This window comes from Leclercia sp. Marseille-Q4284 (assembly GCF_916618945.1).
In the GTDB taxonomy this organism is placed as follows: domain Bacteria; phylum Pseudomonadota; class Gammaproteobacteria; order Enterobacterales; family Enterobacteriaceae; genus Enterobacter; species Enterobacter tamurae.
Genome location: NZ_CAKAKG010000001.1, coordinates 2,658,896 through 2,683,595, shown reverse-complemented (window position 1 = coordinate 2,683,595; position 24,700 = coordinate 2,658,896). Strand labels below are relative to the sequence as shown.

24 protein-coding genes are annotated in these 24,700 nt (G+C 55.0%); 23 read left to right on the top strand and 1 reads right to left on the bottom strand.

Annotation, left to right across the window (positions count from 1 at the left end; translation table 11 throughout):
* Positions 1-14: 14 nt before the first annotated feature.
* Genes LG383_RS12695 through nei form a run of 4 tightly spaced genes read left to right on the top strand, consistent with a single transcriptional unit; the run spans position 15 to position 3,176 of the window.
* A complete protein-coding gene (locus LG383_RS12695) occupies positions 15-725 on the top strand; it encodes a DUF969 domain-containing protein (protein ID WP_106992367.1) in 711 nt (236 codons plus the stop codon).
* Positions 722-1,717, top strand: a complete 996-nt coding sequence (locus tag LG383_RS12690; RefSeq protein ID WP_106992368.1) for a DUF979 domain-containing protein — start codon at positions 722-724, stop codon at positions 1,715-1,717. Before LG383_RS12695 ends, LG383_RS12690 begins: the two co-directional genes overlap by 4 nt.
* 9 nt (positions 1,718-1,726) lie before the next feature.
* The gene (gene pcp / locus LG383_RS12685; protein WP_225759284.1) at positions 1,727-2,371 is read left to right on the top strand and encodes a pyroglutamyl-peptidase I; all 645 of its coding nucleotides are present in this window, start codon (positions 1,727-1,729) and stop codon (positions 2,369-2,371) included.
* A gap of 13 nt (positions 2,372-2,384) precedes the next feature.
* A complete protein-coding gene (gene nei / locus LG383_RS12680; RefSeq protein WP_225759533.1) occupies positions 2,385-3,176 on the top strand; it encodes an endonuclease VIII in 792 nt (263 codons plus the stop codon).
* A gap of 82 nt (positions 3,177-3,258) precedes the next feature.
* Here nei and LG383_RS12675 read toward each other — a convergent pair whose 3' ends face one another.
* Complete coding sequence (locus LG383_RS12675) at positions 3,259-4,545, bottom strand: citrate synthase (RefSeq protein WP_106992371.1); 1,287 nt, start codon at positions 4,543-4,545, stop codon at positions 3,259-3,261.
* Between the two features lie 640 nt (positions 4,546-5,185).
* Between LG383_RS12675 and sdhC the strand changes: the two genes are divergently transcribed.
* The 19 genes from sdhC (at position 5,186) to cpoB (ending at position 24,556) form a co-directional block, all read left to right on the top strand.
* Entirely contained in the window at positions 5,186-5,590 is a 405-nt protein-coding gene (gene sdhC / locus LG383_RS12670) for a succinate dehydrogenase cytochrome b556 subunit (protein WP_181247215.1), read from the top strand.
* Entirely contained in the window at positions 5,584-5,931 is a 348-nt protein-coding gene (gene sdhD, locus LG383_RS12665; protein WP_106992372.1) for a succinate dehydrogenase membrane anchor subunit, read from the top strand. The genes sdhC and sdhD overlap by 7 nt, the downstream gene beginning before the upstream one ends.
* Positions 5,931-7,697: a succinate dehydrogenase flavoprotein subunit gene (gene sdhA / locus LG383_RS12660; RefSeq protein WP_225759283.1), complete on the top strand. Its 1,767-nt coding sequence runs from the start codon at positions 5,931-5,933 to the stop codon at positions 7,695-7,697. The genes sdhD and sdhA overlap by 1 nt, the downstream gene beginning before the upstream one ends.
* Before the next feature lie 15 nt (positions 7,698-7,712).
* Complete coding sequence (sdhB, locus tag LG383_RS12655) at positions 7,713-8,429, top strand: succinate dehydrogenase iron-sulfur subunit SdhB (protein WP_039029333.1); 717 nt, start codon at positions 7,713-7,715, stop codon at positions 8,427-8,429.
* Positions 8,430-8,652: 223 nt separating this feature from the next.
* Entirely contained in the window at positions 8,653-11,460 is a 2,808-nt protein-coding gene (gene sucA / locus LG383_RS12650; RefSeq protein ID WP_166181882.1) for a 2-oxoglutarate dehydrogenase E1 component, read from the top strand.
* A gap of 14 nt (positions 11,461-11,474) precedes the next feature.
* Positions 11,475-12,707, top strand: a complete 1,233-nt coding sequence (gene odhB / locus LG383_RS12645; protein ID WP_225759282.1) for a 2-oxoglutarate dehydrogenase complex dihydrolipoyllysine-residue succinyltransferase — start codon at positions 11,475-11,477, stop codon at positions 12,705-12,707.
* An 87-nt stretch (positions 12,708-12,794) separates the two neighbouring features.
* The gene (sucC, locus tag LG383_RS12640; RefSeq protein WP_106992376.1) at positions 12,795-13,961 is read left to right on the top strand and encodes an ADP-forming succinate--CoA ligase subunit beta; all 1,167 of its coding nucleotides are present in this window, start codon (positions 12,795-12,797) and stop codon (positions 13,959-13,961) included.
* Positions 13,961-14,830 carry a succinate--CoA ligase subunit alpha gene (gene sucD / locus LG383_RS12635; protein WP_032617085.1) on the top strand — a complete coding sequence of 290 codons (870 nt, stop codon included), beginning with the start codon at positions 13,961-13,963 and terminating at the stop codon, positions 14,828-14,830. Before sucC ends, sucD begins: the two co-directional genes overlap by 1 nt.
* A gap of 733 nt (positions 14,831-15,563) precedes the next feature.
* Entirely contained in the window at positions 15,564-17,132 is a 1,569-nt protein-coding gene (cydA, locus tag LG383_RS12630) for a cytochrome ubiquinol oxidase subunit I (RefSeq protein WP_225759281.1), read from the top strand.
* A 15-nt stretch (positions 17,133-17,147) separates the two neighbouring features.
* Positions 17,148-18,287 (top strand): cytochrome d ubiquinol oxidase subunit II, encoded by a 1,140-nt coding sequence (gene cydB / locus LG383_RS12625; protein ID WP_106992378.1) that lies wholly within the window; start codon positions 17,148-17,150, stop codon positions 18,285-18,287.
* Between the two features lie 14 nt (positions 18,288-18,301).
* Positions 18,302-18,415: a cytochrome bd-I oxidase subunit CydX gene (gene cydX / locus LG383_RS12620; protein WP_006177208.1), complete on the top strand. Its 114-nt coding sequence runs from the start codon at positions 18,302-18,304 to the stop codon at positions 18,413-18,415.
* Positions 18,415-18,699: a cyd operon protein YbgE gene (gene ybgE, locus LG383_RS12615; protein ID WP_106992379.1), complete on the top strand. Its 285-nt coding sequence runs from the start codon at positions 18,415-18,417 to the stop codon at positions 18,697-18,699. The genes cydX and ybgE overlap by 1 nt, the downstream gene beginning before the upstream one ends.
* Positions 18,700-18,847: 148 nt before the next feature.
* Positions 18,848-19,252, top strand: coding sequence for a tol-pal system-associated acyl-CoA thioesterase (ybgC, locus tag LG383_RS12610; protein ID WP_106992380.1), 405 nt, complete (start codon positions 18,848-18,850; stop codon positions 19,250-19,252).
* On the top strand, positions 19,249-19,941 hold the full coding sequence (gene tolQ, locus LG383_RS12605; RefSeq protein WP_106992381.1) for a Tol-Pal system protein TolQ: 693 nt from the start codon (positions 19,249-19,251) through the stop codon (positions 19,939-19,941). The genes ybgC and tolQ overlap by 4 nt, the downstream gene beginning before the upstream one ends.
* A 3-nt stretch (positions 19,942-19,944) precedes the next feature.
* Positions 19,945-20,373, top strand: a complete 429-nt coding sequence (gene tolR / locus LG383_RS12600; RefSeq protein ID WP_106992382.1) for a colicin uptake protein TolR — start codon at positions 19,945-19,947, stop codon at positions 20,371-20,373.
* A 37-nt stretch (positions 20,374-20,410) separates the two neighbouring features.
* Positions 20,411-21,742, top strand: a complete 1,332-nt coding sequence (gene tolA / locus LG383_RS12595) for a cell envelope integrity protein TolA (RefSeq protein ID WP_106992383.1) — start codon at positions 20,411-20,413, stop codon at positions 21,740-21,742.
* Between the two features lie 128 nt (positions 21,743-21,870).
* The gene (tolB, locus tag LG383_RS12590) at positions 21,871-23,163 is read left to right on the top strand and encodes a Tol-Pal system beta propeller repeat protein TolB (protein ID WP_106992811.1); all 1,293 of its coding nucleotides are present in this window, start codon (positions 21,871-21,873) and stop codon (positions 23,161-23,163) included.
* A gap of 34 nt (positions 23,164-23,197) precedes the next feature.
* Positions 23,198-23,719: a peptidoglycan-associated lipoprotein Pal gene (pal, locus tag LG383_RS12585; RefSeq protein WP_106992384.1), complete on the top strand. Its 522-nt coding sequence runs from the start codon at positions 23,198-23,200 to the stop codon at positions 23,717-23,719.
* A gap of 9 nt (positions 23,720-23,728) precedes the next feature.
* Positions 23,729-24,556 (top strand): cell division protein CpoB, encoded by an 828-nt coding sequence (gene cpoB / locus LG383_RS12580; protein WP_225759280.1) that lies wholly within the window; start codon positions 23,729-23,731, stop codon positions 24,554-24,556.
* Positions 24,557-24,700: the final 144 nt, after the last annotated feature.

Genomic DNA, 24,700 nt, shown 5'->3' with positions numbered 1-24,700 from the left:
ACAGGAAACAGAACATGGCAGAGACGCTATCCCTCTGGCCACTCATCGGTATCGCGGTGATTGTGGTCGGGTTTTTATTACGCTTTAACCCGGTGCTGGTGGTCATTGTCGCCGGGATTGTCACTGGCCTCGCGGCACAGATGCCGGTCGCCACCATACTGGAAAAACTGGGTGAAGGGTTCCTCAACACCCGCAACCTGCCCTATATCCTGCTGATCCCACTGGCGGTTATCGGCCTGCTGGAGCGTCACGGCCTGAAAGAGCGGGCCCAGGCGTGGATCGCGAAGATCCACAGCGCTACCGCCGGTCGTCTGCTGATCGTCTATCTGTTTGTCCGCGAAGCGACGGCGGCGATGGGGCTGACCAGCCTCGGCGGGCATCCACAGATGGTGCGTCCGCTGCTGGCACCGATGGCAGAAGGGGCGGCAGAGAAGAAATATGGCGAACTGCCGGGGGCGGTGCGCTATCGCCTGCGGGCGATGTCGGCGGCCACCGATAACGTCGGGCTGTTCTTTGGCGAAGATATCTTTGTCGCCTTTGGCGCCATTATCTTTATGCATAACTTTATGCTCGAATCCGGCGGGATCCAGACCGAACCGCTGCATATTGCCCTGTGGGGTATCCCGACGGCGCTCTGCGCCTTTGCGATCCACGCCACCCGCCTGTACCGCCTGGATAAGCATCTGGAGCGCGAGCTGGCCAAAGTGCAGGGAGAAGCGAAATGAATTTCCAGCAAAGCTATCTCTACTGGCTGGCAGGCCTGATCCTGCTGATCGTGGCGCTGATGTCGTTTCGCGATAAAGCCAACCCGCGACGCATCACCACCGGCCTGTTCTGGGGCATTTACGGCCTGCTGTTCCTGCTCGGCAACTGGACCTACGAGCTGGTGGGCGACAAACGCACGGTACATATTGCCGTCGGTGTGGCAGTGGTCGGGCTGGCCCTGATCGCCGGTTTTGGCGGCGTGCGCCTGGGCAGCTATCATCAGCGCACCACAGAAGAGCGCGAGAGCAGCGCAAAGCGTCTGGGCAATCGCCTCTTCTTACCGGCACTGGCTATCCCGGTGGTGACGGTGGTGGGCGTGCTGATGTTTAACCACATTCCGGGCCTGCAGGAGACGCTGTTCGGACCGGGCAATCACTCGACGCTGGTGACCCTGTTCTCGATGACGGTCGGCTCGCTGGTTGGTCTGGCGATGGCGGTCAAAATGACCCATGAAAAAGTGCATCAGCCCCTGCAGGAGGCGCGCCGTCTGCTCGACTCCATTGGCTGGGCCTTTATTCTGCCGCAGATCCTCGCCACCCTTGGGCTGCTGTTTACCGCGGCCGGGGTCGGGGAGGGGATTTCATACCTTACCCAGACGTATCTGGCGGTCGACAGCCGCTTCATCGCGGTGGCGGTTTATGCCATCGGCATGGCGCTGCTGACCATGGTGATGGGCAACGCCTTTGCCGCTTTCCCGATTGTGACGGCGGGCATCGGCATTCCGATCCTGGTTCTGCAGCACGGCGGCAACCCGGCGGTGATGGCGGCGATTGGCATGTTCTCCGGCTACTGCGGTACCCTGATGACGCCGATGGCGGCCAACTTCAACATCGTGCCCGCGGCTCTGCTGGAGCTGCCCGATAAAAACGCGGTTATCAAGGCGCAGGTGCCTACCGGGGTACTGCTGCTGATTGCCAACGTGTTCCTGCTCTACTTCCTGATGTTCCTGTAAGGAGAAATGATGCAAACCGTATTAATCACGGGTTTTGAGCCCTTTGGCGGCGAAACCGTTAACCCCTCCTGGGAAGTGGTGAAGCTGCTTGATGGGATGATTATTGACGACTGTCGCGTGGTGGCCCGACAGCTGCCCTGCGTGTTCGGCGAGTCGTTAGAGGTGCTGAATGCGGCCATTGACGCGCTGCAGCCCACCGTGGTGCTGGCGATAGGGCAGGCCGGTGGCCGCGTGGATGTCACCGTCGAGCGAGTGGCGATCAACGTCGATGACGCGCGCATCCCGGATAACCGCGGGCAACAGCCGGTGGATGTCGCCATCGTGCCGGGTGGCCCGGCCGCCTGGTTCAGCACGCTGCCGATCAAAGCGATGGTGGCGGCGCTGCGCGAAGCCGGTATTCCTGCTTCGGTTTCGCAGACGGCTGGCACATTCGTCTGCAACCATGTGATGTATGGCGTACTGCACAAGCTGGCCGACTGGCCGGAGGTGAAAGGCGGCTTTATCCATATCCCCTACCTGCCTGAGCAGGCCGCGGCGCATCCCGGAGCCCCGAGCATGGCCGCGCACACCGTGAAGCAGGCGCTGGAGATTGCCATTACGGTGGCGTTGCGCCAGGCGCACGACATCAAAGTGATCGGCGGTGCAACGCACTAAATAAGGAGTCATGATGCCAGAAGGCCCGGAGATCCGCCGTGCGGCGGATAGTCTGGAGGTGGCGATAAAAGGCAAACCACTCACCGACGTGTGGTTTGCTTTTCCTCAGTTAAAACCCTTTGAGTCCCTGCTTATCGGGGAGAGGGTCACGCATCTGGAGACGCGCGGCAAAGCGCTGCTCACTCACTTCTCCAACCAGTTGACGCTCTACAGCCATAACCAGCTTTACGGCGTCTGGCGAGTGGTAGATACCGGCCATGAGCCAGAGACTACGCGGGTGTTGCGCGTTAAGTTACAGACCGCAGAGAAAACCATTCTGCTCTACAGCGCCTCGGATATTGAGATGCTGACGGCGGAGCAGCTCATCACCCATCCCTTCCTGCAGCGGGTGGGACCGGATGTGCTGGATTTACGCCTGACGGCAGAGGATGTGAAAGCGCGGTTATTGTCAGCAAAATTCCGCAACCGGCAATTTTCCGGACTGCTGCTGGATCAGGCGTTTCTCGCCGGTTTAGGCAACTATCTGCGGGTCGAGATCCTGTGGGAGGTGGGGCTGGCGCCGCAGCATAAAGCGTCACAGCTGACCGAAGAGCAGCTCGATGCGCTGGCGCACGCGCTACTGGCTATCCCGCGCCTGTCGTACAACACCCGTGGGGTGGCGAATGAGAAGAAGCATCACGGGGCACTGTTCCGTTTTAAGGTGTTTCATCGGGCGGGGAAAAAGTGCGAGCGGTGCGGTGGGGTAATTGAGAAAACGACATTGTCGTCGCGACCGTTTTACTGGTGTCCTGAGTGCCAGATGTAAAAAAGCCGGGTGGCGGCTTCGCCTTACCCGGTTTTCGTAGTATTTGTAGGCCCGGCAAGCGTAGCGCCGCCGGGCATTGCTATTAGCGTTTGGTGATATCGGTTTCGAAATTACGCTGCTCGTAGCCGGTGTACAGCTGACGTGGACGCGCAATCTTCATCCCGTCGGTGTGCATTTCGTTCCAGTGTGCAATCCAGCCCACGGTACGCGCCATCGCAAAGATCACGGTAAACATGGAAGACGGAATGCCCATCGCTTTCAGGATGATACCGGAGTAGAAGTCGACGTTCGGGTAGAGTTTCTTCTCGATGAAGTACGGGTCGTTCAGCGCGATGTGTTCCAGCTCCATCGCCACCTGCAGCAGGTCATCTTTGGTGCCCAGCTCTTTCAGCACTTCATGGCAGGTTTCACGCATTACGGTTGCGCGCGGATCGTAGTTTTTGTAAACGCGGTGACCGAAGCCCATCAGACGGAAGGAGTCATTCTTGTCTTTCGCGCGACGCACGAACTCAGGAATGTGCTCAACGGAGCTGATCTCTTCCAGCATCTTCAGTGCAGCTTCGTTCGCGCCGCCGTGTGCCGGTCCCCACAGGGAGGCGATACCTGCAGCGATACAGGCGAACGGGTTAGCGCCGGAGGAGCCTGCGGTACGCACGGTAGAGGTAGAGGCGTTCTGCTCGTGGTCAGCGTGCAGGATCAGAATACGATCCATGGCGCGTTCCAGAACCGGGTTCACTTCGTACTCTTCGCACGGCGTAGCGAACATCATACGCAGGAAGTTACCGGCGTAAGAGAGGTCGTTACGTGGGTAAACAAACGGCTGTCCAATGGAGTATTTGTAACACATCGCGGCCATGGTAGGCATTTTGGACAGCAGACGGAATGCGGCGATATCGCGATGACGCTGGTTATTTACATCCAGGGAGTCATGGTAGAACGCAGCCAGCGCACCGGTGATCCCGCACATGACCGCCATCGGATGTGAATCACGACGGAACGCATGGAACAGACGGGTGATCTGCTCATGAATCATGGTGTGGCGGGTAACGGTGGTTTTGAACTCATCGTACTGTTCCTGGGTCGGCTTTTCGCCGTTCAGCAGGATGTAGCACACTTCCAGGTAATTGGATTCGGTGGCTAACTGATCGATGGGGAAACCGCGGTGCAACAGGATGCCTTCGTCACCGTCGATGTAGGTGATTTTGGACTCGCAAGATGCGGTGGAGGTAAAACCAGGGTCAAAGGTAAAAATACCTTTAGAACCAAGACTACGGATATCAATAACGTCCTGACCGAGCGTGCCTTTTAGCACATCCAGTTCAATAGCAGTATCACCCTCTAGAGTGATTTTTGCTTTAGTATCAGCCATTTACGGTCTCCTTAGCGCCTTATTGCTTAAGACTGCCCTTAACCGGATTTGCATTCAACTGATTTATCATTGTTACCAGTTTGTTATTTGGCTCGCCGCTCAGCTCACGAGGAGAAACCAGGGTACAGAGCAATGGCGCTAGCAGGTAAGCGAATGAGAAATCAGAGAAATAACAGCAAATCAGTGTTTGTGCAGTCCGAATTATTCAAACCTGTATATCACTAATAACTGTCCTGATAACTTCGGTCAATACCATCACACTGTTACATAACTTATTCTCAGGTGAAAGAGAGACCTCATAACTTTTGCGCATTATATGCCTTTTCTGGTGATGTTTGTAACAATAATGTTTAAGATTTGTCAAATCAGATGATTAAAAATTAAAAAAATGTTGTTATCGTGACCCTGATCACTGTTCCGCATAAAACCAGACAAACTGTATGTAGGTTAATTGTAATGATTTTGTGAACGGCCTATACTGCCGCCAGGTCTCCGGAAAACCCTGCAATCCCGAGCCAACCAGCGTTGTAACGTGTCATTTGAGCATCTGGAAGCAATGTTTTGCATGACGCACAGTTATATAAAAGGCACGCTGTCTGACCCGCATCGCAGTCCGGAGGAAGGAAACTATAAGAACAGCATGTGGGCGTTATTCATGATAAGAAATGTGAAAAAACAAAGACCTGTCAATCTGGATCTGAAAACGATCCGATTCCCTGTAACGGCAATAGCGTCCATCCTTCATCGTGTATCCGGCGTGATCACGTTTGTCGCGGTGGGTATCTTGTTATGGTTATTGGGTACCAGCCTCTCGTCTCCGGAAGGATTCCAGCAGGCCTCTGCCATCATGAACGGTTTCTTCGTGAAATTTATCATGTGGGGCATCCTGACCGCGCTGGCCTATCACGTCGTCGGCGGCATCCGCCATATGTTGATGGATGTGGGTTATCTTGAAGAGACCTTCGAAACCGGCAAACGCACCGCTAACATCTCATTTGTTATCACTGTCGTGCTTTCACTTCTCGCAGGAGTCCTCGTATGGTAAGCAACGCCTCCGCATTTGGACGCAACGGCGTACATGACTTCATTCTGGTCCGTGCTACCGCTATCGTTCTCACCCTCTACATCATCTACATGATCGGTTTCTTTGCCACCAGCGGCGACCTGACGTGGGAAATCTGGACCGGTTTCTTCGGTTCGGCATTCACCAAAGTCTTCACCCTGCTGGCGCTGGCCTCCATCCTGATCCACGCATGGATTGGTATGTGGCAGGTACTGACCGATTACGTTAAACCCGTGGCGATTCGTCTCGTTCTGCAGCTGGCTATTGTGGTTGCTCTTGCGGTTTACGTTATTTATGGATTCGTTGTGGTGTGGGGTGTGTGATGAAACTGCCAGTCAGAGAATTTGATGCTGTAGTGATTGGAGCCGGTGGCGCAGGTATGCGCGCGGCGCTGCAAATTTCCCAGAGCGGCCAGACCTGTGCGCTGCTCTCCAAAGTCTTCCCGACCCGTTCCCATACCGTATCAGCGCAGGGTGGCATCACCGTGGCGCTCGGTAATACCCATGATGATAACTGGCAATGGCATATGTACGACACGGTGAAAGGCTCCGATTACATCGGTGACCAGGACGCCATTGAATATATGTGTAAAACCGGCCCGGAAGCGATTCTGGAGCTGGACCATATGGGTCTGCCATTCTCCCGTCTGGAAGATGGCACCATCTATCAACGTCCGTTTGGCGGCCAGTCGAAAGACTTCGGCGGCGAGCAGGCGGCACGTACTGCAGCAGCAGCCGACCGTACCGGTCACGCGCTGCTGCATACCCTCTATCAGCAGAACCTGAAGAACAAGACCACCATCTTCTCCGAGTGGTATGCGCTGGATCTGGTGAAAAATGAAGATGGCGCCGTAGTAGGGTGCACCGCGCTGTGTATCGAAACCGGTGAAGTGGTCTACTTCAAAGCCCGCGCTACCGTTCTGGCCACCGGCGGTGCAGGCCGTATTTACCAGTCTACTACTAACGCCCACATCAACACCGGTGACGGCGTCGGTATGGCGATCCGCGCTGGCGTGCCGGTGCAGGATATGGAGATGTGGCAGTTCCACCCAACCGGTATCGCCGGTGCGGGCGTGCTGGTAACAGAGGGCTGCCGTGGTGAAGGTGGTTACCTGCTGAACAAACATGGCGAACGCTTTATGGAGCGTTATGCCCCGAATGCGAAAGACCTGGCGGGTCGTGACGTGGTGGCGCGTTCCATCATGATCGAAATCCGTGAAGGTCGCGGCTGCGACGGTCCATGGGGCCCGCACGCGAAGCTGAAGCTTGACCATCTGGGTAAAGAGGTTCTGGAATCCCGCCTGCCGGGCATCCTCGAACTGTCCCGTACCTTCGCTCACGTCGACCCGGTTAAAGAGCCGATCCCGGTTATCCCTACCTGCCACTACATGATGGGTGGTATTCCGACCAAAGTGACCGGCCAGGCGCTGACCGTGAATGAGCAGGGCGAAGACGTGGTGATCCCGGGCCTGTTCGCGGTAGGCGAAATTGCCTGCGTATCCGTACACGGTGCTAACCGTCTGGGCGGCAACTCTCTGCTCGACCTGGTGGTGTTTGGTCGTGCGGTGGGTCTGCATCTGCAGGAGTCCATTGCCGAGCAGGGTCCGCTGCGTGATGCCACCGACGCCAACATCGACGCCTCTCTGGAACGTCTGAATCGCTGGAACGGTAACCGTAACGGTGAAGATCCGGTTGAAATCCGTAAGGCGCTGCAGGAGTGCATGCAGCACAACTTCTCGGTATTCCGCGAAGGTGACGCGATGGCGAAAGGGCTTGAGCAGCTGAAAGCGATCCGCGAGCGTCTGAAAAATGCCCGTCTGGATGACACTTCCAGCGAGTTCAATACCCAGCGCGTTGAGTGTCTGGAGCTGGATAACCTGATGGAAACCGCTTACGCGACCGCGGTCTCTGCAAACTTCCGTACCGAAAGCCGTGGCGCGCATAGCCGCTTCGACTTCCCGGATCGTGACGACGAAAACTGGCTGTGCCATTCCCTGTACCTGCCAGAGTCGGAATCCATGACACGTCGTAGCGTCAATATGGAACCGAAACTGCGTCCGGCGTTCCCGCCGAAGATTCGTACCTATTAATGCGGAGACAGGACAATGAAACTCGAATTCTCAGTTTATCGTTATAACCCGGATGTCGACGACGCTCCGCATATGCAGGATTACACCCTGGAAGCGGAAGAAGGCCGGGACATGATGCTGCTTGATGCGTTAATGCAGCTGAAAGAAAAAGATCCGACACTGTCATTCCGTCGTTCCTGCCGTGAAGGGGTATGTGGCTCCGACGGTCTGAACATGAACGGCAAAAACGGTCTGGCCTGTATCACTCCGATCTCGGCGCTCAACCGTCCAGGACAGAAGATTGTGATTCGCCCGCTGCCGGGTCTGCCGGTCGTTCGCGATTTGGTGGTGGACATGGGGCAATTCTATGCACAATATGAGAAGATTAAGCCTTACTTATTGAATAATGGGCAAAATCCACCCGCTCGCGAGCATTTACAGTCGCCAGAGCAGCGTGAAAAACTCGATGGCCTGTATGAGTGTATTCTCTGTGCATGTTGTTCGACCTCTTGCCCGTCGTTCTGGTGGAACCCGGACAAGTTTATCGGCCCGGCTGGCCTGCTGGCAGCGTACCGCTTCCTGATTGACAGCCGCGATACCGAAACCGACAACCGCCTGGAAGGGCTGAGTGATGCTTTCAGCGTATTCCGCTGCCACAGCATCATGAACTGCGTCAGTGTATGTCCTAAGGGGCTGAACCCGACGCGCGCTATCGGCCACATTAAGTCGATGTTGTTGCAGCGCAGTGCGTAAGTAGTGAGAGGGGAGCGTTGTTCCCCTCACCCTAACCCTCTCCCAAAGGGAGAGGGGATAGATTGCAGAAACCTTTAAAAACTGCCCTGAAGTTTAGACAGTTTCTAAAGGTTCCTTCGCGGGCCAAATGAAAAGAGCTCGCAGGTGAACCCCGGCACGTACACGTGGTGTGCGTGGTAGTTTCTACGGCGAAAGTAAGCATAAAAATGCTTAAGGGATCACGATGCAGAACGGCGCAATGAAAGCCTGGCTGGACTCTTCATTCCTCTCTGGTGCAAACCAAAGCTGGATTGAACAGCTCTATGAAGACTTCTTAACCGACCCTGACTCAGTGGACGCTAACTGGCGTTCGATGTTCCAGCAGTTACCTGGAACAGGAGTCAAACCGGATCAATTTCATTCCAAAACACGTGATTATTTCCGTCGTCTGGCGAAGGATGCCTCACGTTACTCTTCCGCCATCTCCGACCCTGACACCAATGCCAAACAGGTTAAAGTCCTGCAGCTGATTAACGCCTACCGTTTCCGTGGCCACCAGCATGCGAATCTGGATCCGCTGGGTCTGTGGCAGCAGGAGCGCGTGGCGGACCTCGATCCGGCTTATCACGATCTGACCGAAGCTGATTTCCAGGAAACCTTTAACGTGGGTTCTTTCGCGATCGGCAAAGACACGATGAAGCTGGGCGAGCTGCTGGAGGCGCTGAAGCAAACTTACTGCGGCTCCATCGGTGCGGAATACATGCACATCACCTCAACCGAAGAGAAGCGCTGGATCCAGCAGCGTATTGAATCGGTTGCCGGTAAATCCACCTTCAATGCTGACGAGAAGAAGCGCTTCCTTGGCGAGCTGACCGCAGCAGAAGGGCTGGAGCGCTATCTGGGCGCGAAATTCCCGGGCGCAAAACGCTTCTCGCTGGAAGGCGGCGATGCGCTGGTGCCAATGCTGAAAGAGCTGATCCGCCATGCGGGCAACAGCGGTACCCGTGAAGTGGTACTGGGCATGGCGCACCGTGGTCGTCTGAACGTGCTGATCAACGTGCTGGGTAAAAAGCCGCAGGATCTGTTCGACGAGTTCGCGGGCAAACATAAAGAACACCTCGGTACCGGTGACGTGAAGTACCATATGGGCTTCTCATCAGATATCGAAACCAACGGCGGCCTGGTGCACATGGCGCTGGCGTTCAACCCGTCGCACCTGGAGATCGTCAGCCCGGTGGTGATCGGTTCCGTGCGTGCCCGTCTGGATCGTCTGGACGAGCCGAGCAGCAATAAAGTGTTGCCAATCACCATTCACGGCGATGCGGCGATCACCGGCCAGGGCGTGGTTCAGGAAACCCTGAACATGTCCAAAGCACGCGGTTACGAAGTGGGCGGTACCGTTCGCATCGTGATTAACAACCAGGTGGGCTTCACGACCTCTAACCCGCTGGACGCGCGTTCTACTCCATACTGTACCGATATCGGTAAGATGGTTCAGGCGCCAATTTTCCACGTCAACGCGGATGACCCGGAAGCGGTCGCTTTCGTGACCCGTCTGGCGCTGGACTTCCGTAATACCTTCAAGCGTGACGTACTGATCGACCTCTTCTGCTATCGCCGTCATGGCCATAACGAAGCGGACGAGCCAAGTGCAACCCAGCCGCTGATGTACCAGAAAATCAAAAAGCATCCGACCCCGCGCAAAATCTACGCTGACAAGCTGGAAGCGGAGAAGGTTGTGACGCTGGAAGATGCCACCGAGCTGGTGAATCTCTACCGCGATGCGCTGGATGCCGGCGAGTGCGTGGTGAAAGAGCTGCGTCCGATGAACATGCACTCCTTTACCTGGTCGCCGTACCTCAACCACGAGTGGGATGAGAGCTACCCTAACAAGGTCGAGATGAAGCGTCTGCAGGAGCTGGCTAAACGCATCAGTACCGTACCAGAAGCCATTGAGATGCAGTCCCGCGTGCAGAAAATTTATTCTGACCGTCAGTCCATGGCGGCAGGTGAGAAGCTGTTCGACTGGGGCGGCGCGGAAAACCTGGCCTACGCAACCCTGGTAGACGAAGGCATTCCGGTTCGTCTGTCCGGTGAAGATGCGGGCCGTGGCACCTTCTTCCACCGTCATGCGGTGATCCACAACCAGACCAACGGTTCCACCTACACTCCGCTGCAGCACGTGCATAACGGTCAGGGCCAGTTCAAGGTCTGGGACTCCGTGCTGTCGGAAGAAGCGGTGCTGGCGTTTGAATACGGTTACGCCACTGCAGAACCACGCACCCTGACCATCTGGGAAGCGCAGTTCGGCGACTTCGCCAACGGTGCGCAGGTGGTTATCGACCAGTTCATCTCTTCTGGCGAGCAGAAGTGGGGCCGTATGTGTGGCCTGGTGATGCTCCTGCCGCACGGGTACGAAGGGCAGGGTCCGGAGCACTCCTCCGCGCGTCTGGAGCGTTATCTGCAACTTTGCGCCGAGCAGAACATGCAGGTTTGTGTTCCGTCTACCCCGGCACAGGTTTACCACATGCTGCGTCGTCAGGCGCTGCGCGGGATGCGTCGTCCGCTGGTGGTGATGTCACCGAAATCTCTGCTGCGTCACCCGCTGGCGGTCTCCACGCTGGATGAGCTGGCAAACGGCACCTTCATGCCGGCGATTGGCGAGATTGACGAGCTGGATCCGCAGGCAGTTAAACGCGTGGTGATGTGTTCTGGTAAGGTTTACTACGACCTGCTGGAACAGCGCCGTAAGAACGATCAGAAAGATGTCGCCATCGTGCGTATCGAACAGCTTTATCCGTTCCCGCATCAGGCGATGCAGGACGCATTAAAACCTTATGCTCACGTACATGATTTTGTCTGGTGCCAGGAAGAGCCGCTCAACCAGGGCGCATGGTACTGCAGCCAGCATCATTTCCGTGAAGTGATTCCATTTGGGTCTGCTCTGCGTTACGCAGGTCGCCCGGCCTCTGCCTCTCCGGCAGTAGGGTATATGTCCGTTCACCAGAAGCAGCAGCAAGATCTGGTTAATGACGCGCTGAACGTCGATTAATTAAAGGATAAATAATGAGTAGCGTAGATATTCTTGTTCCCGACCTGCCTGAATCCGTCGCTGATGCGACCGTTGCAACCTGGCACAAAAAACCGGGCGATGCGGTAAAACGCGATGAAGTGCTGGTAGAAATCGAAACTGACAAAGTGGTACTGGAAGTACCAGCCTCGGCGGACGGCATTCTGGATGCAGTGCTGGAAGATGAAGGCACGACCGTAACCTCTCGTCAGCTGCTGGGTCGCCTGCGTGAAGGCAACAGCGCAGGCAAAGAGTCCAGCGCCAAATCTGAAGAGAAAGCCTCTACGCCGGCACAGCGCCAGCAGGCTTCTCTGGAAGAGCAGACTAACGACGCGCTCAGCCCGGCGATCCGTCGCCTGCTGGCCGAGCACAACCTCGACGCGGCGGCCATTAAGGGCACCGGTGTCGGCGGTCGTCTGACCCGCGAAGATGTGGAAAAACACCTGGCGAAAGCACCAGCTGCAACGGAAGCGAAAGCGCCAGCTGCTGCACCGGCTCCGGCTCCGGCTGCACAGCCTGCTCTGGGCGCACGCAGCGAAAAACGCGTCCCGATGACCCGCCTGCGTAAGCGTGTGGCCGAGCGTCTGCTGGAAGCGAAAAACTCCACCGCGATGCTGACCACCTTCAACGAAGTCAACATGAAGCCAATCATGGACCTGCGTAAGCAGTACGGTGACGCGTTTGAAAAACGTCACGGTATCCGTCTGGGCTTTATGTCCTTCTACGTGAAAGCGGTTGTTGAAGCCCTGAAACGCTACCCGGAAGTGAACGCGTCTATCGATGGCGAAGATGTGGTGTACCACAACTACTTCGACGTGAGCATGGCCGTTTCTACGCCACGCGGCCTGGTAACCCCGGTTCTGCGTGATGTTGACACCCTGGGCATGGCTGACATCGAGAAGAAGATCAAAGAACTGGCAGTGAAAGGCCGTGACGGCAAGCTGACTGTAGAAGACCTGACCGGCGGTAACTTCACCATTACCAACGGCGGCGTATTCGGCTCGCTGATGTCTACTCCAATCATCAACCCACCACAGAGCGCGATTCTGGGCATGCATGCCATCAAAGATCGTCCTATGGCGGTTGACGGTAAAGTAGAGATCCTGCCGATGATGTACCTGGCGCTCTCCTACGACCACCGTCTGATCGATGGCCGCGAGTCTGTGGGCTACCTGGTAGCGATTAAAGAGCTGCTGGAAGATCCAACTCGCCTGCTGCTGGACGTCTAGTTTTTAGCACCATTGCCCGGCGGCGTGTCGCCAGCCGGGCTTATAAAAGCATGACCTAACGATTACCCTGAAGGATGGATAGAACACATGAACTTACATGAATATCAGGCAAAACAGCTGTTTGCCCGGTATGGCTTACCGGCTCCGGTGGGTTATGCCTGCAATACCCCTCGCGAAGCAGAAGAAGCCGCATCTAAAATCGGCGCCGGTCCTTGGGTAGTGAAATGTCAGGTTCACGCTGGCGGCCGCGGTAAAGCGGGCGGTGTGAAAGTCGTTAACAGTAAAGAAGAGATCCGCGCCTTTGCTGAGCACTGGCTGGGCAAACGTCTGGTGACCTACCAGACAGACGCGAGCGGCCAGCCGGTTAACCAGATCCTGGTTGAAGCGGCGACCGATATTGCAAAAGAACTGTACCTCGGTGCCGTGGTAGACCGTAGCTCCCGTCGCGTGGTGTTTATGGCTTCTACCGAAGGTGGCGTGGAAATCGAGAAAGTGGCGGAAGAGACCCCGCACCTGATCCACAAAGTGGCTATCGATCCGCTGGCAGGCCCAATGCCTTACCAGGGACGCGAGCTGGCCTTCAAACTGGGTCTGGAAGGTAAACTGGTGCAGCAATTCACCAAGATCTTCATGGGCCTGGCCAACATCTTCCTGGAGCGTGACCTGGCGCTGATCGAAATCAACCCGCTGGTGATCACTAAGCAGGGCGACCTGATCTGCCTCGACGGCAAACTGGGCGCTGACGGCAACGCACTGTTCCGCCAGGCTGACCTGCGCCAGATGCGCGACCAGTCTCAGGAAGATCCACGTGAAGCTCAGGCTGCACAGTGGGAACTGAACTACGTGGCACTCGATGGCAACATCGGCTGCATGGTTAACGGTGCGGGCCTGGCAATGGGCACCATGGACATCGTTAAACTGCACGGCGGCGAGCCGGCAAACTTCCTCGACGTGGGCGGCGGCGCGACCAAAGAGCGCGTGACCGAAGCCTTCAAAATCATCCTCTCTGACGACAACGTGAAAGCGGTTCTGGTGAACATCTTCGGCGGCATCGTACGTTGCGACCTGATCGCTGACGGCATTATCGGTGCGGTAGAAGAAGTGGGCGTAAATGTCCCGGTAGTGGTGCGTCTGGAAGGGAACAACGCTGAACTTGGCGCGAAAAAACTGGCTGACAGCGGCCTGAATATTATTGCAGCGAAAAGTCTGACGGATGCCGCTCAGCAGGTAGTTGCCGCAGTGGAGGGGAAATAATGTCCGTTTTAATTAATAAAGATACCAAGGTCATCTGCCAGGGCTTCACCGGTAGCCAGGGTTCATTCCACTCTGAGCAGGCGATTGCTTACGGTACGCAGATGGTTGGCGGCGTTACGCCAGGGAAAGGCGGCACCACTCACCTGGGCCTGCCGGTGTTCAACACCGTACGTGAAGCCGTAGAAGCGACGGGCGCCACCGCCACCGTGATCTACGTTCCGGCTCCGTTCTGCAAAGACTCCATTCTGGAAGCCATCGACGCAGGCATCAAACTGATCATCACCATCACCGAAGGTATCCCGACGCTGGATATGCTGACCGTGAAAGTGAAGCTGGACGAAGCAGGCGTGCGCATGATCGGGCCAAACTGCCCGGGCGTGATCACCCCAGGCGAATGCAAAATCGGCATCATGCCGGGCCACATTCACAAGCCAGGCAAAGTGGGCATCGTCTCCCGTTCCGGTACTCTGACCTATGAAGCGGTTAAACAGACCACCGACTACGGTTTCGGCCAGTCCACCTGTGTGGGCATCGGCGGCGACCCAATCCCGGGCTCTAACTTCATCGACATCCTGAAGCTGTTCCAGGAAGACCCGCAGACAGAAGCGATTGTGATGATCGGTGAAATCGGCGGCAGCGCGGAAGAAGAAGCCGCTGCGTACATCAAAGACCACGTGACCAAGCCGGTTGTGGGCTACATCGCGGGTGTGACTGCGCCGAAAGGCAAGCGTATGGGCCATGCGGGCGCCATCATCGCGGGCGGCAAAGGTACTGCGGATGAGAAATTCGCGGCGCTGGAAGCAGCAGGCGTGAAAACCGTTCGCAGCCTGGCTGACATCGGTGAAGCCCTGAAATCCATCATTAAGTAAATCCTCTCTGCTCCCCGTGCGGGGAGCTTTGACATAATAAATGTCCGTTTCGACATGGTTGGCCATCGTAAGATGGCCTTTTTTTTGGCGGTGAGAAACAAACCGGTAACATTACTGTGTTAATTTCCGGATTATCAAAAGTAAAATATTTGTAATAAAAAACGCCGATAAAAACAGAATAAAAAAATACTGTGAAATGACCAGCATTAATAGTTCGGAATTATTAAAAAGTTGACTCTATTTCCGCGTTAATTTAAATCACCTTTATTTATATTTCCTCCTTTCATCGATAACGATCAATAGCATATTTAAACATATCGTTAACATTACGCCTATTGCGTTTACTATGTGGATACACCCTTAACACCCCTGCGCGATATTGATTTATATCAATATTTAATACCTGGAAAAGGGCGTCAAAAAGCGTTAAATTGCTCCCGATCAATTTGGTTGAAAAGTGGTAAAGTCGCTATATATTGATCGCTGTCGTAAAACGTAAAGCGCTTTCAATAAAAACCTGTTTATTGTAAGGGTTTTGCGGCGTAATATATTTGCGGGATCAATTTCGGGTTTTAATTAACGTATCTGTAACTTTTCATCATGGCTTTTTCCTCCTGGGAAGATTAAGTAACGAAGAAAGGATGCGGATAATTTTTTGTATTGGGGCATGTGTGTGGATCTTTTCTAGCAGGATCCACTCCCGGAGTCTTCATGCGATGAGCAAGGAGTCATGATGTTAGATGTAGTCGAACTGTCGCGCTTACAGTTTGCCTTGACCGCGATGTACCACTTCCTTTTTGTGCCACTGACGCTCGGTATGGCGTTCCTGCTGGCCATTATGGAAACGGTCTACGTCCTTTCCGGCAAACAGATTTATAAAGATATGACCAAGTTCTGGGGCAAGTTGTTTGGTATCAACTTTGCGCTGGGCGTGGCCACCGGTCTGACCATGGAGTTCCAGTTCGGGACTAACTGGTCTTACTATTCCCACTATGTCGGGGATATCTTCGGTGCGCCGCTGGCCATTGAAGGTCTGATGGCCTTCTTCCTCGAATCCACCTTTGTAGGTCTGTTCTTCTTTGGCTGGGATCGTCTGGGTAAAGTGCAGCATATGGCTGTGACCTGGCTGGTCGCCTTAGGCTCTAACCTGTCCGCACTGTGGATCCTGGTAGCCAACGGCTGGATGCAGAACCCTATCGCGTCAGATTTTAACTTCGAAACCATGCGTATGGAGATGGTCAGCTTCTCCGAGTTGGTGCTGAACCCGGTCGCTCAGGTGAAATTTGTTCACACTGTGGCATCCGGCTATGTCTGTGGCGCAATGTTCGTCATGGGGATCAGCGCCTACTACATGCTGCGTGGTCGTGACTTCGCCTTTGCTAAGCGCTCCTTCGCCATTGCGGCGAGCTTCGGTATGGCGGCTATCCTCTCTGTTATCGTGCTGGGTGATGAATCCGGTTACGAGATGGGCGACGTGCAGAAAACCAAACTGGCGGCGATTGAAGCAGAGTGGGAAACCCAACCGGCTCCGGCAGCCTTCACCCTGTTTGGTATTCCCGACCAGGATGCGCAGGAAAACCACTTTGCTATTCAGATCCCTTATGCGTTGGGCATCATTGCCACCCGCTCTGTGGATACGCCGGTTATCGGTCTGAAAGATCTGCTGGTGCAGCATGAAGAGCGTATCCGTAACGGGATGAAAGCTTACTCTCTGCTGGAACAACTGCGTTCCGGTTCTGCCGATCAGTCCGTTCGCGATCAATTTAACGACGTGAAAAAAGACCTCGGTTACGGCCTGCTGCTGAAACGCTATACCCCGAACGTCTCTGACGCGACGGAAGAGCAAATTCAGATGGCGACCAAAGACTCGATTCCACGCGTTGCGCCGCTGTACTTCGCGTTCCGTATCATGGTTGGCTGCGGCATCATCATGCTGCTGATCATTGGCGCCTCCTTCTGGTCGGTCATTCGTAACCGTATCGGTCAGCGTAAATGGCTGTTGCGTGCTGCGCTGTACGGCATGCCACTGCCGTGGATTGCCATCGAATCCGGCTGGTTTGTTGCAGAGTATGGCCGTCAACCGTGGGCTATCGGTGAGGTACTGCCAACTGCAGTAGCGAACTCATCCCTGACCGCCGGGGATCTGATTTTCTCCATGCTGCTGATTTGTGGCCTGTACACCCTGTTCCTGGTGGCTGAACTGTTCCTGATGTTCAAATTTGCGCGCCTTGGCCCAAGCAGCCTGAAAACCGGTCGCTACCACTACGAGCAGTCCACCGTGGCTTCTCAGCCGGCACGCTAAGACAGGAGTCGTCAAATGATCGATTATGAAGTATTGCGTTTTATCTGGTGGCTGCTGGTCGGGATCTTACTGATTGGTTTTGCGGTCACTGACGGTTTCGACATGGGGGTGGGCATGCTCACCCGCTTCCTCGGTCGTAATGATACCGAGCGTCGAATTATGATTAACTCCATCGCCCCACACTGGGACGGTAACCAGGTGTGGCTGATCACCGCAGGCGGCGCGCTGTTCGCTGCCTGGCCGATGGTCTACGCGGCGGCGTTCTCCGGCTTCTATGTGGCGATGATCCTGGTGCTGGCGTCGTTGTTCTTCCGTCCGGTCGGTTTTGACTACCGTTCGAAGATCGAAGACACCCGCTGGCGCAACATGTGGGACTGGGGCATCTTCATCGGTAGCTTCGTGCCGCCGCTGGTGATCGGCGTGGCGTTCGGCAACCTGCTGCAGGGCGTGCCGTTCCACCTCGATGAATACATGCGCCTGTACTACACCGGCAACTTCTTCCAGCTGCTGAACCCGTTCGGTCTGCTGGCGGGCGTGGTCAGCGTGGCGATGATCCTGACTCAGGGTGCTACCTATCTGCAGATGCGTACCGTGGGTGAACTGCACCTGCGCTCCCGCGCCGTCTCGCAGATTGCGGCTCTGGTCACCCTGGTCGGCTTCGCGCTGGCAGGTGTCTGGGTGATGTTCGGTATCGACGGTTACGTAGTGACATCGGCGATTAACCATACCGCGCCGTCTAACCCGCTGACCAAAGAAGTGGCACGTCAGGCAGGCGCCTGGCTGGTGAACTTCAATAATATGCCGGTTCTGTGGGCTATCCCGGCACTGGGCGTGGTGCTGCCGCTGCTGACCCTGCTGACTTCCCGCATGGAAAAAGGCGCATGGGCCTTCGTCTTCTCCTCACTGACGCTGGCGTGCATCATCCTGACGGCCGGTATCGCGATGTTCCCATTCGTGATGCCATCCAGCACCATGATGAATGCTAGCCTGACGATGTGGGATGCCACCTCAAGTCAGATGACGCTGAACCTGATGACGTTTGTGGCTGCCGTGTTCGTACCGCTCATTCTGGCCTACACCACCTGGTGTTACTGGAAAATGTACGGTCGTATCACGAAAGAACATATCGAAAGTAATTCTCACTCTATGTATTAAGGAAGGAGCTGAATATGTGGTATTTCGCATGGATTTTAGGAACGCTTCTTGCCTGTGCATTTGGTGTGATCACCGCCCTGGCGCTTGAGCACGTTGAAGCGTCCAAAGCTGGTGAAGAAAAACACTGATGATCGCGTATCTCTACGGGATCATGGACAAGCGCCCGCTGAGGGCGCTTTCCTTAGTGATGGCGTTACTGCTGGCGGGTTGCATCTTCTGGGACCCGTCGCGCTTTGCGGCGAAGACCAGCGAGCTGGAAATCTGGCACGGATTTCTCATCATGTGGGCAGTGTGCGCCGGGGTGATCCACGGCGTCGGCTTTCGCCCGAAAGCCTTACTCTGGCAGGGCATCTTCTGCCCGCTGCTGGCGGATGTGATCCTGCTGGTAGGCCTGATTTTCTTTTTCAGCTGAATAAGAACTATCCGTTAATATTATGGGCTTACCCTGGCCCATAAAAATTTACTCTCTGTTTACTTTCCCCCATTCCAAACCACCATTCCCGCGCGTATAGTAGCGAAGTTTAGAAGATCTGACCCTTTTTGTATTACCGGGATGTAAAGTGAATACAACGCTATTTCGATGGCCGGTGCGTGTCTACTACGAAGATACGGATGCCGGTGGTGTGGTGTACCACGCCAGCTACGTTGCCTTTTATGAACGAGCACGCACTGAAATGCTGCGCCATCATCACTTTAGCCAGCAGGTTCTGTTGGCGGAGCGAGTTGCCTTCGTGGTACGCAAGATGACGCTGGAGTATTTTGCGCCCGCCAGACTCGACGATATGCTCGAAGTCCAAACGGAAATAACATCAATGCGCGGGACCTCAATGGTTTTCACGCAGCGGATCGTCAATGCAGAAAACACGGTACTGAACGAAGCTGAAGTCCTGATCGTCTGTGTTGATCCAATCATCATGAAGCCTCGTGCGCTTCCTAAGTCTATTGTCGCGGAGTTTAAGCAGTGACTGACATGAATATCCTTGATTTGTTCCTGAAGGCTAGCCTTCTGGTTAAACTTATCATGTTCATTTTAATTGGTTTTTCTATCGCCTCCTGGGCCATCATTATCCAGAGAACCCGTATCCTCAATGCGGCAACCCGTGAAGCGGAAGCCTTTGAAGATAAGTTCTGGTCCGGTATCGAACTTTCCCGTTTGTATCAGGAAAGCCAGGGACGTCGTGAAAACCTCTCCGGCTCCGAGCAAATTTTCTATAGCGGCTTCAAAGAGTTTGCCCGTTTGCACCGCGCTAACAACCATGCGCCGGAAGCGGTCGTTGAAGGGGCATCCCGTGCGATGCGCATTTCAATGAACCGTGAACTGGAAACGCTGGAAACGCACATTCCGTTCCTCGGCACCGTCGGTTCCATCAGCCCGTATATCGGTCTGTTTGGTACGGTCTGGGGGATCATGCACGCCTTTATCGCCCTGGGTGCGGTAAAACAGGCGACGCTGCAGATGGTTGCACCGGGTATCGCAGAAGCACTGATCGCGACCGCTATCGGCCTGTTCGCTGCTATTCCTGCGGTAATGGCGTACAACCGCCTGAATCAGCGCGTGAACAAACTGGAACTGAACTACGACAACTTCATGGAAGAGTTCACCGCGATTCTGCACCGCCAGGCGTTTACCAGTACCGAGAGTAACAAGGGGTAAACCATGGCCAGACAGCGTGGACGGGGTCGTCGCGAACTGAAGTCCGAAATCAACATTGTACCGCTGCTGGACGTGCTGCTGGTGCTGCTGCTGATCTTTATGGCTACAGCACCCATCATCACTCAGAGCGTTGAGGTTGATCTGCCGGATGCGACAGAATCTCAGGCTGTAAGCAGCAATGACGATCCACCGGTCATCATTGAAGTATCCGGAGTAGGGCAGTACAGCGTGGTGGTTGAAAAGGATCGTCTCGATCAACTCCCGCCGGAGCAGGTCATTGCCGAAGCGCAACGACGTCTGCAGTCCAATCCGAAAACGGTCTTCTTAATCGGTGGTGCGAAAGACGTGCCTTACGATGAAATTATAAAGGCGCTGAACCTGTTGCATAGCGCGGGCGTTAAGTCAGTCGGCTTGATGACGCAGCCTATTTGATCATCTGCGTACACAACAGAGTTTTTGGGAACCCATAGTGTCAAAGGCAACCGAACAAAACGATAAGCTTAAGCGGGCGATCATTATCTCGGCGGTGCTGCATGTCATTCTTTTTGCAGCACTGATCTGGAGTTCGTTCGATGAGCATCTCGATACCGCTGCTGGCGGTGGGGGAGGTTCATCCATCGATGCCGTGATGGTCGATCCCGGCGCGGTGGTGCAAAACTATAACCGCCAGCAACAGCAGCAGGCGAGTGCAAAACGTGCTGAAGAGCAACGCGAAAAGCAGGCGCAACAGCAGGCGGAAGAGCTGCGTGAAAAGCAGGCCGCCGAGCAGGAACGTCTGAAGCAGCTTGAGAAAGAACGTTTGCAGGCGCAGGAAGCGGCGAAAGAGCAGGCGGAGCAGCAAAAACAGGCGGAAGCCGCAGCGAAGCAAGCGCAGGAAAAACAGAAGCAGGCGGAAGAGGCAGCAGCCAAAGCCGCAGCGGATGCCAAAGCGCAGGCAGATGCTCAGGCGAAACAAGCTGCTGAAGCGGCAAAACAGGCCGCGGATGCCGCTGCATTAGCCGCGAAAAAAGCCGCTGCCGATGCGCAAAAACAGGCTGAAGCTGAAGCCGCCAAAGCTGCTGCTGATGCGAAGAAGAAAGTAGAAGCCGAAGCTGCGAAGAAAGCTGCTGCTGACGCGAAGAAAAAAGCGGAAGCGGAAGCAGCCAAACAAGCAGCCCAGGAAGCCGAGAAGAAAGCGGCTGCCGACGCGGCTAAAAAGGCTGCTGCAGCAGAAAAAGCCGCCGCTGAAAAAGCTGCTGCTGCCGAGAAAGCGGCCGCTGAGAAGAAAGCTGCTGCGGCAGAAAAAGCCGCCGCAGATAAAAAAGCCGCTGCAGATAAGAAAGCAGCTGCCGATAAAGCAGCTGCTGACAAAGCTGCCGCCGCGAAAGCCGCAGCAGCGAAAAAAGCCGCCGCGGAAAAAGCTGCTGCATCGGACGTTGATGACCTGTTCGGCGATCTGAGCTCAGGTAAGAATGCGCCGAAATCGGGTGGGGCAAAAGGTAACGGTCAGCCAGCAAAAGATAGCGGAACAAGTGGTACTAATGGTGGCGCGTCAGGCGCTGATATTAGTGCGTATGCTTCGCAAATCCGTAATGCCATTCAGAGCCGCTTATATGGCGCTGATCTGTATGCCGGTAAGTCCTGTGTGCTGCACATCAAGCTGGCACCAGACGGCCTGCTGCTGGATGTTACTGAGGAAGGCGGTGATCCTGCGTTATGTCAGGCTGCTCTGACGGCGGCAAAAACTGCCAGAATTCCTAAACCGCCTAGCCAGGCTGTTTATGAAAAAGTAAAAGATGCCAAACTGGACTTCAAACTGTAGCGATTTTCCCGCTAAAGTTAGCAAAACAGTCTACGTTTGAGGCTGTGGATTGGTAGTTTTGTTTATTTGGGTTTGTTAACATTCTGCTAAATTATCGCGGGTAAGGTTACCCGGGTATGGGAGATATGATGAAGCAGGCATTACGTGTTGCAATGAGTTTCTTAGTGCTGTGGGCAGCGGTGCTGCACGCAGAAGTGCGTATCGAGATCACCCAGGGGGTGGACTCGGCACGTCCGATTGGTGTGGTTCCATTCCAGTGGAAAGGGCCAGGTGCTGCGCCGGAAGATGTGGGTGGCATTGTTGCCGCTGACCTTCGCAACAGCGGTAAATTCAACCCGTTAGATCGTTCTCGTCTGCCACAGCAGCCGGGCACAGCGGCAGAGTTACAACCGGCGGCATGGTCTGCGCTGGGTATCGATGCGGTGGTCGTGGGTCAGGTTACGCCTAACCCGGACGGCGGTTATACCGTGGCTTACCAGCTGGTTGACACCGGTGGCGCACCGGGCACCGTGCTGGCACAGAACACTTATAAAGTGAACAAGCAGTGGCTGCGTTATGCGGGTCACACGGCAAGCGACGAAGTGTTTGAGAAGCTGACCAGCATCAAAGGCGCGTTCCGCACCCGTATCGCTTATGTAGTGCAGACCAACGGCGGCCAGTTCCCGTATGAGCTGCGCGTCTCTGACTACGACGGTTACAACCAGTTCACCGTTCACCGTTCACCACAGCCGCTGATGTCACCGGCCTGGTCACCGGACGGTTCTAAGCTGGCCTACGTAACCTTCGAAAGCGGTCGTTCAGCGCTGGTTATCCAGACTCTGTCTAACGGCGCGGTGCGTCAGGTTGCCTCTTTCCCACGTCACAACGGGGCACCGGCCTTCTCGCCGGACGGTTCTAAACTGGCGTTTGCGCTGTCTAAAACCGGTAGCCTGAACCTGTACGTGATGGACATCGGTTCCGGTCAGATCCGTCAGGTCACCGACGGTCGCAGCAACAACACCGAACCAACCTGGTTCCCGGACAGCCAGAACCTGGCCTTTACCTCTGACCAGGCGGGTCGTCCACAGGTTTATAAAGTTAATGTTAACGGCGGTGCACCGCAGCGTATCACCTGGGAAGGTTCACAGAACCAGGACGCAGACGTGAGCGCTGACGGTAAGTTTATGGTAATGGTCAGCTCGGCCGGTGGTCAGCAGCACATTGCCAAACAAGATCTGGGTGGTGGTGGCGTACAAGTTTTATCGTCAACCTTCCTGGATGAAACGCCAAGTCTGGCACCTAACGGCACTATGGTTATCTACAGCTCTTCTCAGGGGATGGGATCGGTGCTGAATCTGGTTTCTACAGATGGGCGTTTCAAAGCGCGTATTCCGGCAACTGATGGACAGGTAAAATCACCTGCCTGGTCGCCGTACCTGTAATAATAATTAATTGAATAATAAAGGAATCATAGAAATGCAACTGAACAAAGTGCTGAAAGGGCTGATGATCGCTCTGCCTGTTATGGCAATCGCAGCGTGTTCTTCTAACAAGAACGCAAGCAACGACCAGAGCGGCGAAGGCATGATGGGTGCCGGCACCGGTATGGACGCAAACGCCAATGGCAATATGTCTTCTGAAGAGCAAGCGCGTCTTCAGATGCAACAGCTGCAGCAGAACAACATTGTTTACTTCGATCTGGACAAGTTCGACATTCGTTCTGACTTCGCTGCGATGCTGGATGCGCACGCTAACTTCCTGCGTAGCAACCCGTCTTACAAAGTCACCGTAGAAGGTCACGCGGACGAACGTGGTACTCCTGAGTACAACATCTCTCTGGGTGAGCGTCGTGCTAACGCCGTTAAAATGTACCTGCAGGGTAAAGGCGTTTCTGCTGACCAGATCTCCATCGTTTCTTACGGTAAAGAAAAACCTGCAGTACTGGGTCACGACGAAGCGGCTTACTCCAAAAACCGTCGTGCCGTACTGGTTTACTAAGAGAATTGCATGAGCAGTAACTTCAGACATCATCTGTTGAGTCTGTCGTTACTGGTTGGTATAGCGGCCCCCTGGGCCGCTTTTGCTCAGGCACCAATCAGTAGTGTCGGCTCAGGCTCGGTAGAAGACCGGGTCACCCAACTCGAGCGTATTTCTAATGCTCACAGCCAGCTTTTAACCCAACTTCAGCAGCAGCTCTCTGACAACCAAACCGATATCGACTCACTGCGCGGACAGATTCAGGAAAGCCAGTATCAGCTCAATCAGGTTGTGGAGCGTCAGAAGCAGATCCTGCTGCAGATGGATAGCCTGAATAATGGCGGCGCAGCAGCGCAACCAGCAACAGGCGATCAAAGCGGCGCAGCTGGTGCAGCGGCAACGCCTCAGGCTGACGCATCAGCCTCAGCGGCAACGCCTCAGGCTGACGCATCAGCCTCAGCAGGGGCGCCTGTACAGAGCGGTGACGCGAATACTGACTACAATGCGGCAATCGCCCTGGTGCAGGATAACTCGCGCCAGGACGAGGCGATGGCGGCGTTTCAGAACTTCGTGAAGAAATACCCTGATTCAACCTATCAGCCCAATGCGAACTATTGGCTGGGACAGTTGAATTACAACAAGGGTAAAAAAGACGACGCGGCATTCTATTTTGCCTCCGTGGTAAAAAATTACCCGAAATCACCGAAAGCGCCTGACGCGATGTACAAGGTCGGGGTGATCATGCAGGACAAAGGCGATACCGCGAAAGCGAAGGCCGTCTTCCAGCAGGTGGTCACTAAGTTCCCGGGCACCGAAGGTGCAAAACAAGCGCAAAAACGTCTTGCTGCGATGGGATGATTGCCGGATGACCAGAAATCGCGTTTTTTCTGGTCTTGCCGCATACTTCCTAAGCAGTTAAGTGATATTCATCAAAATATTAGTTGCGCAGAATTCTTAAATCAGTAATATATGCCGCCGTTGCCAAGGGATATCAAACAGCCC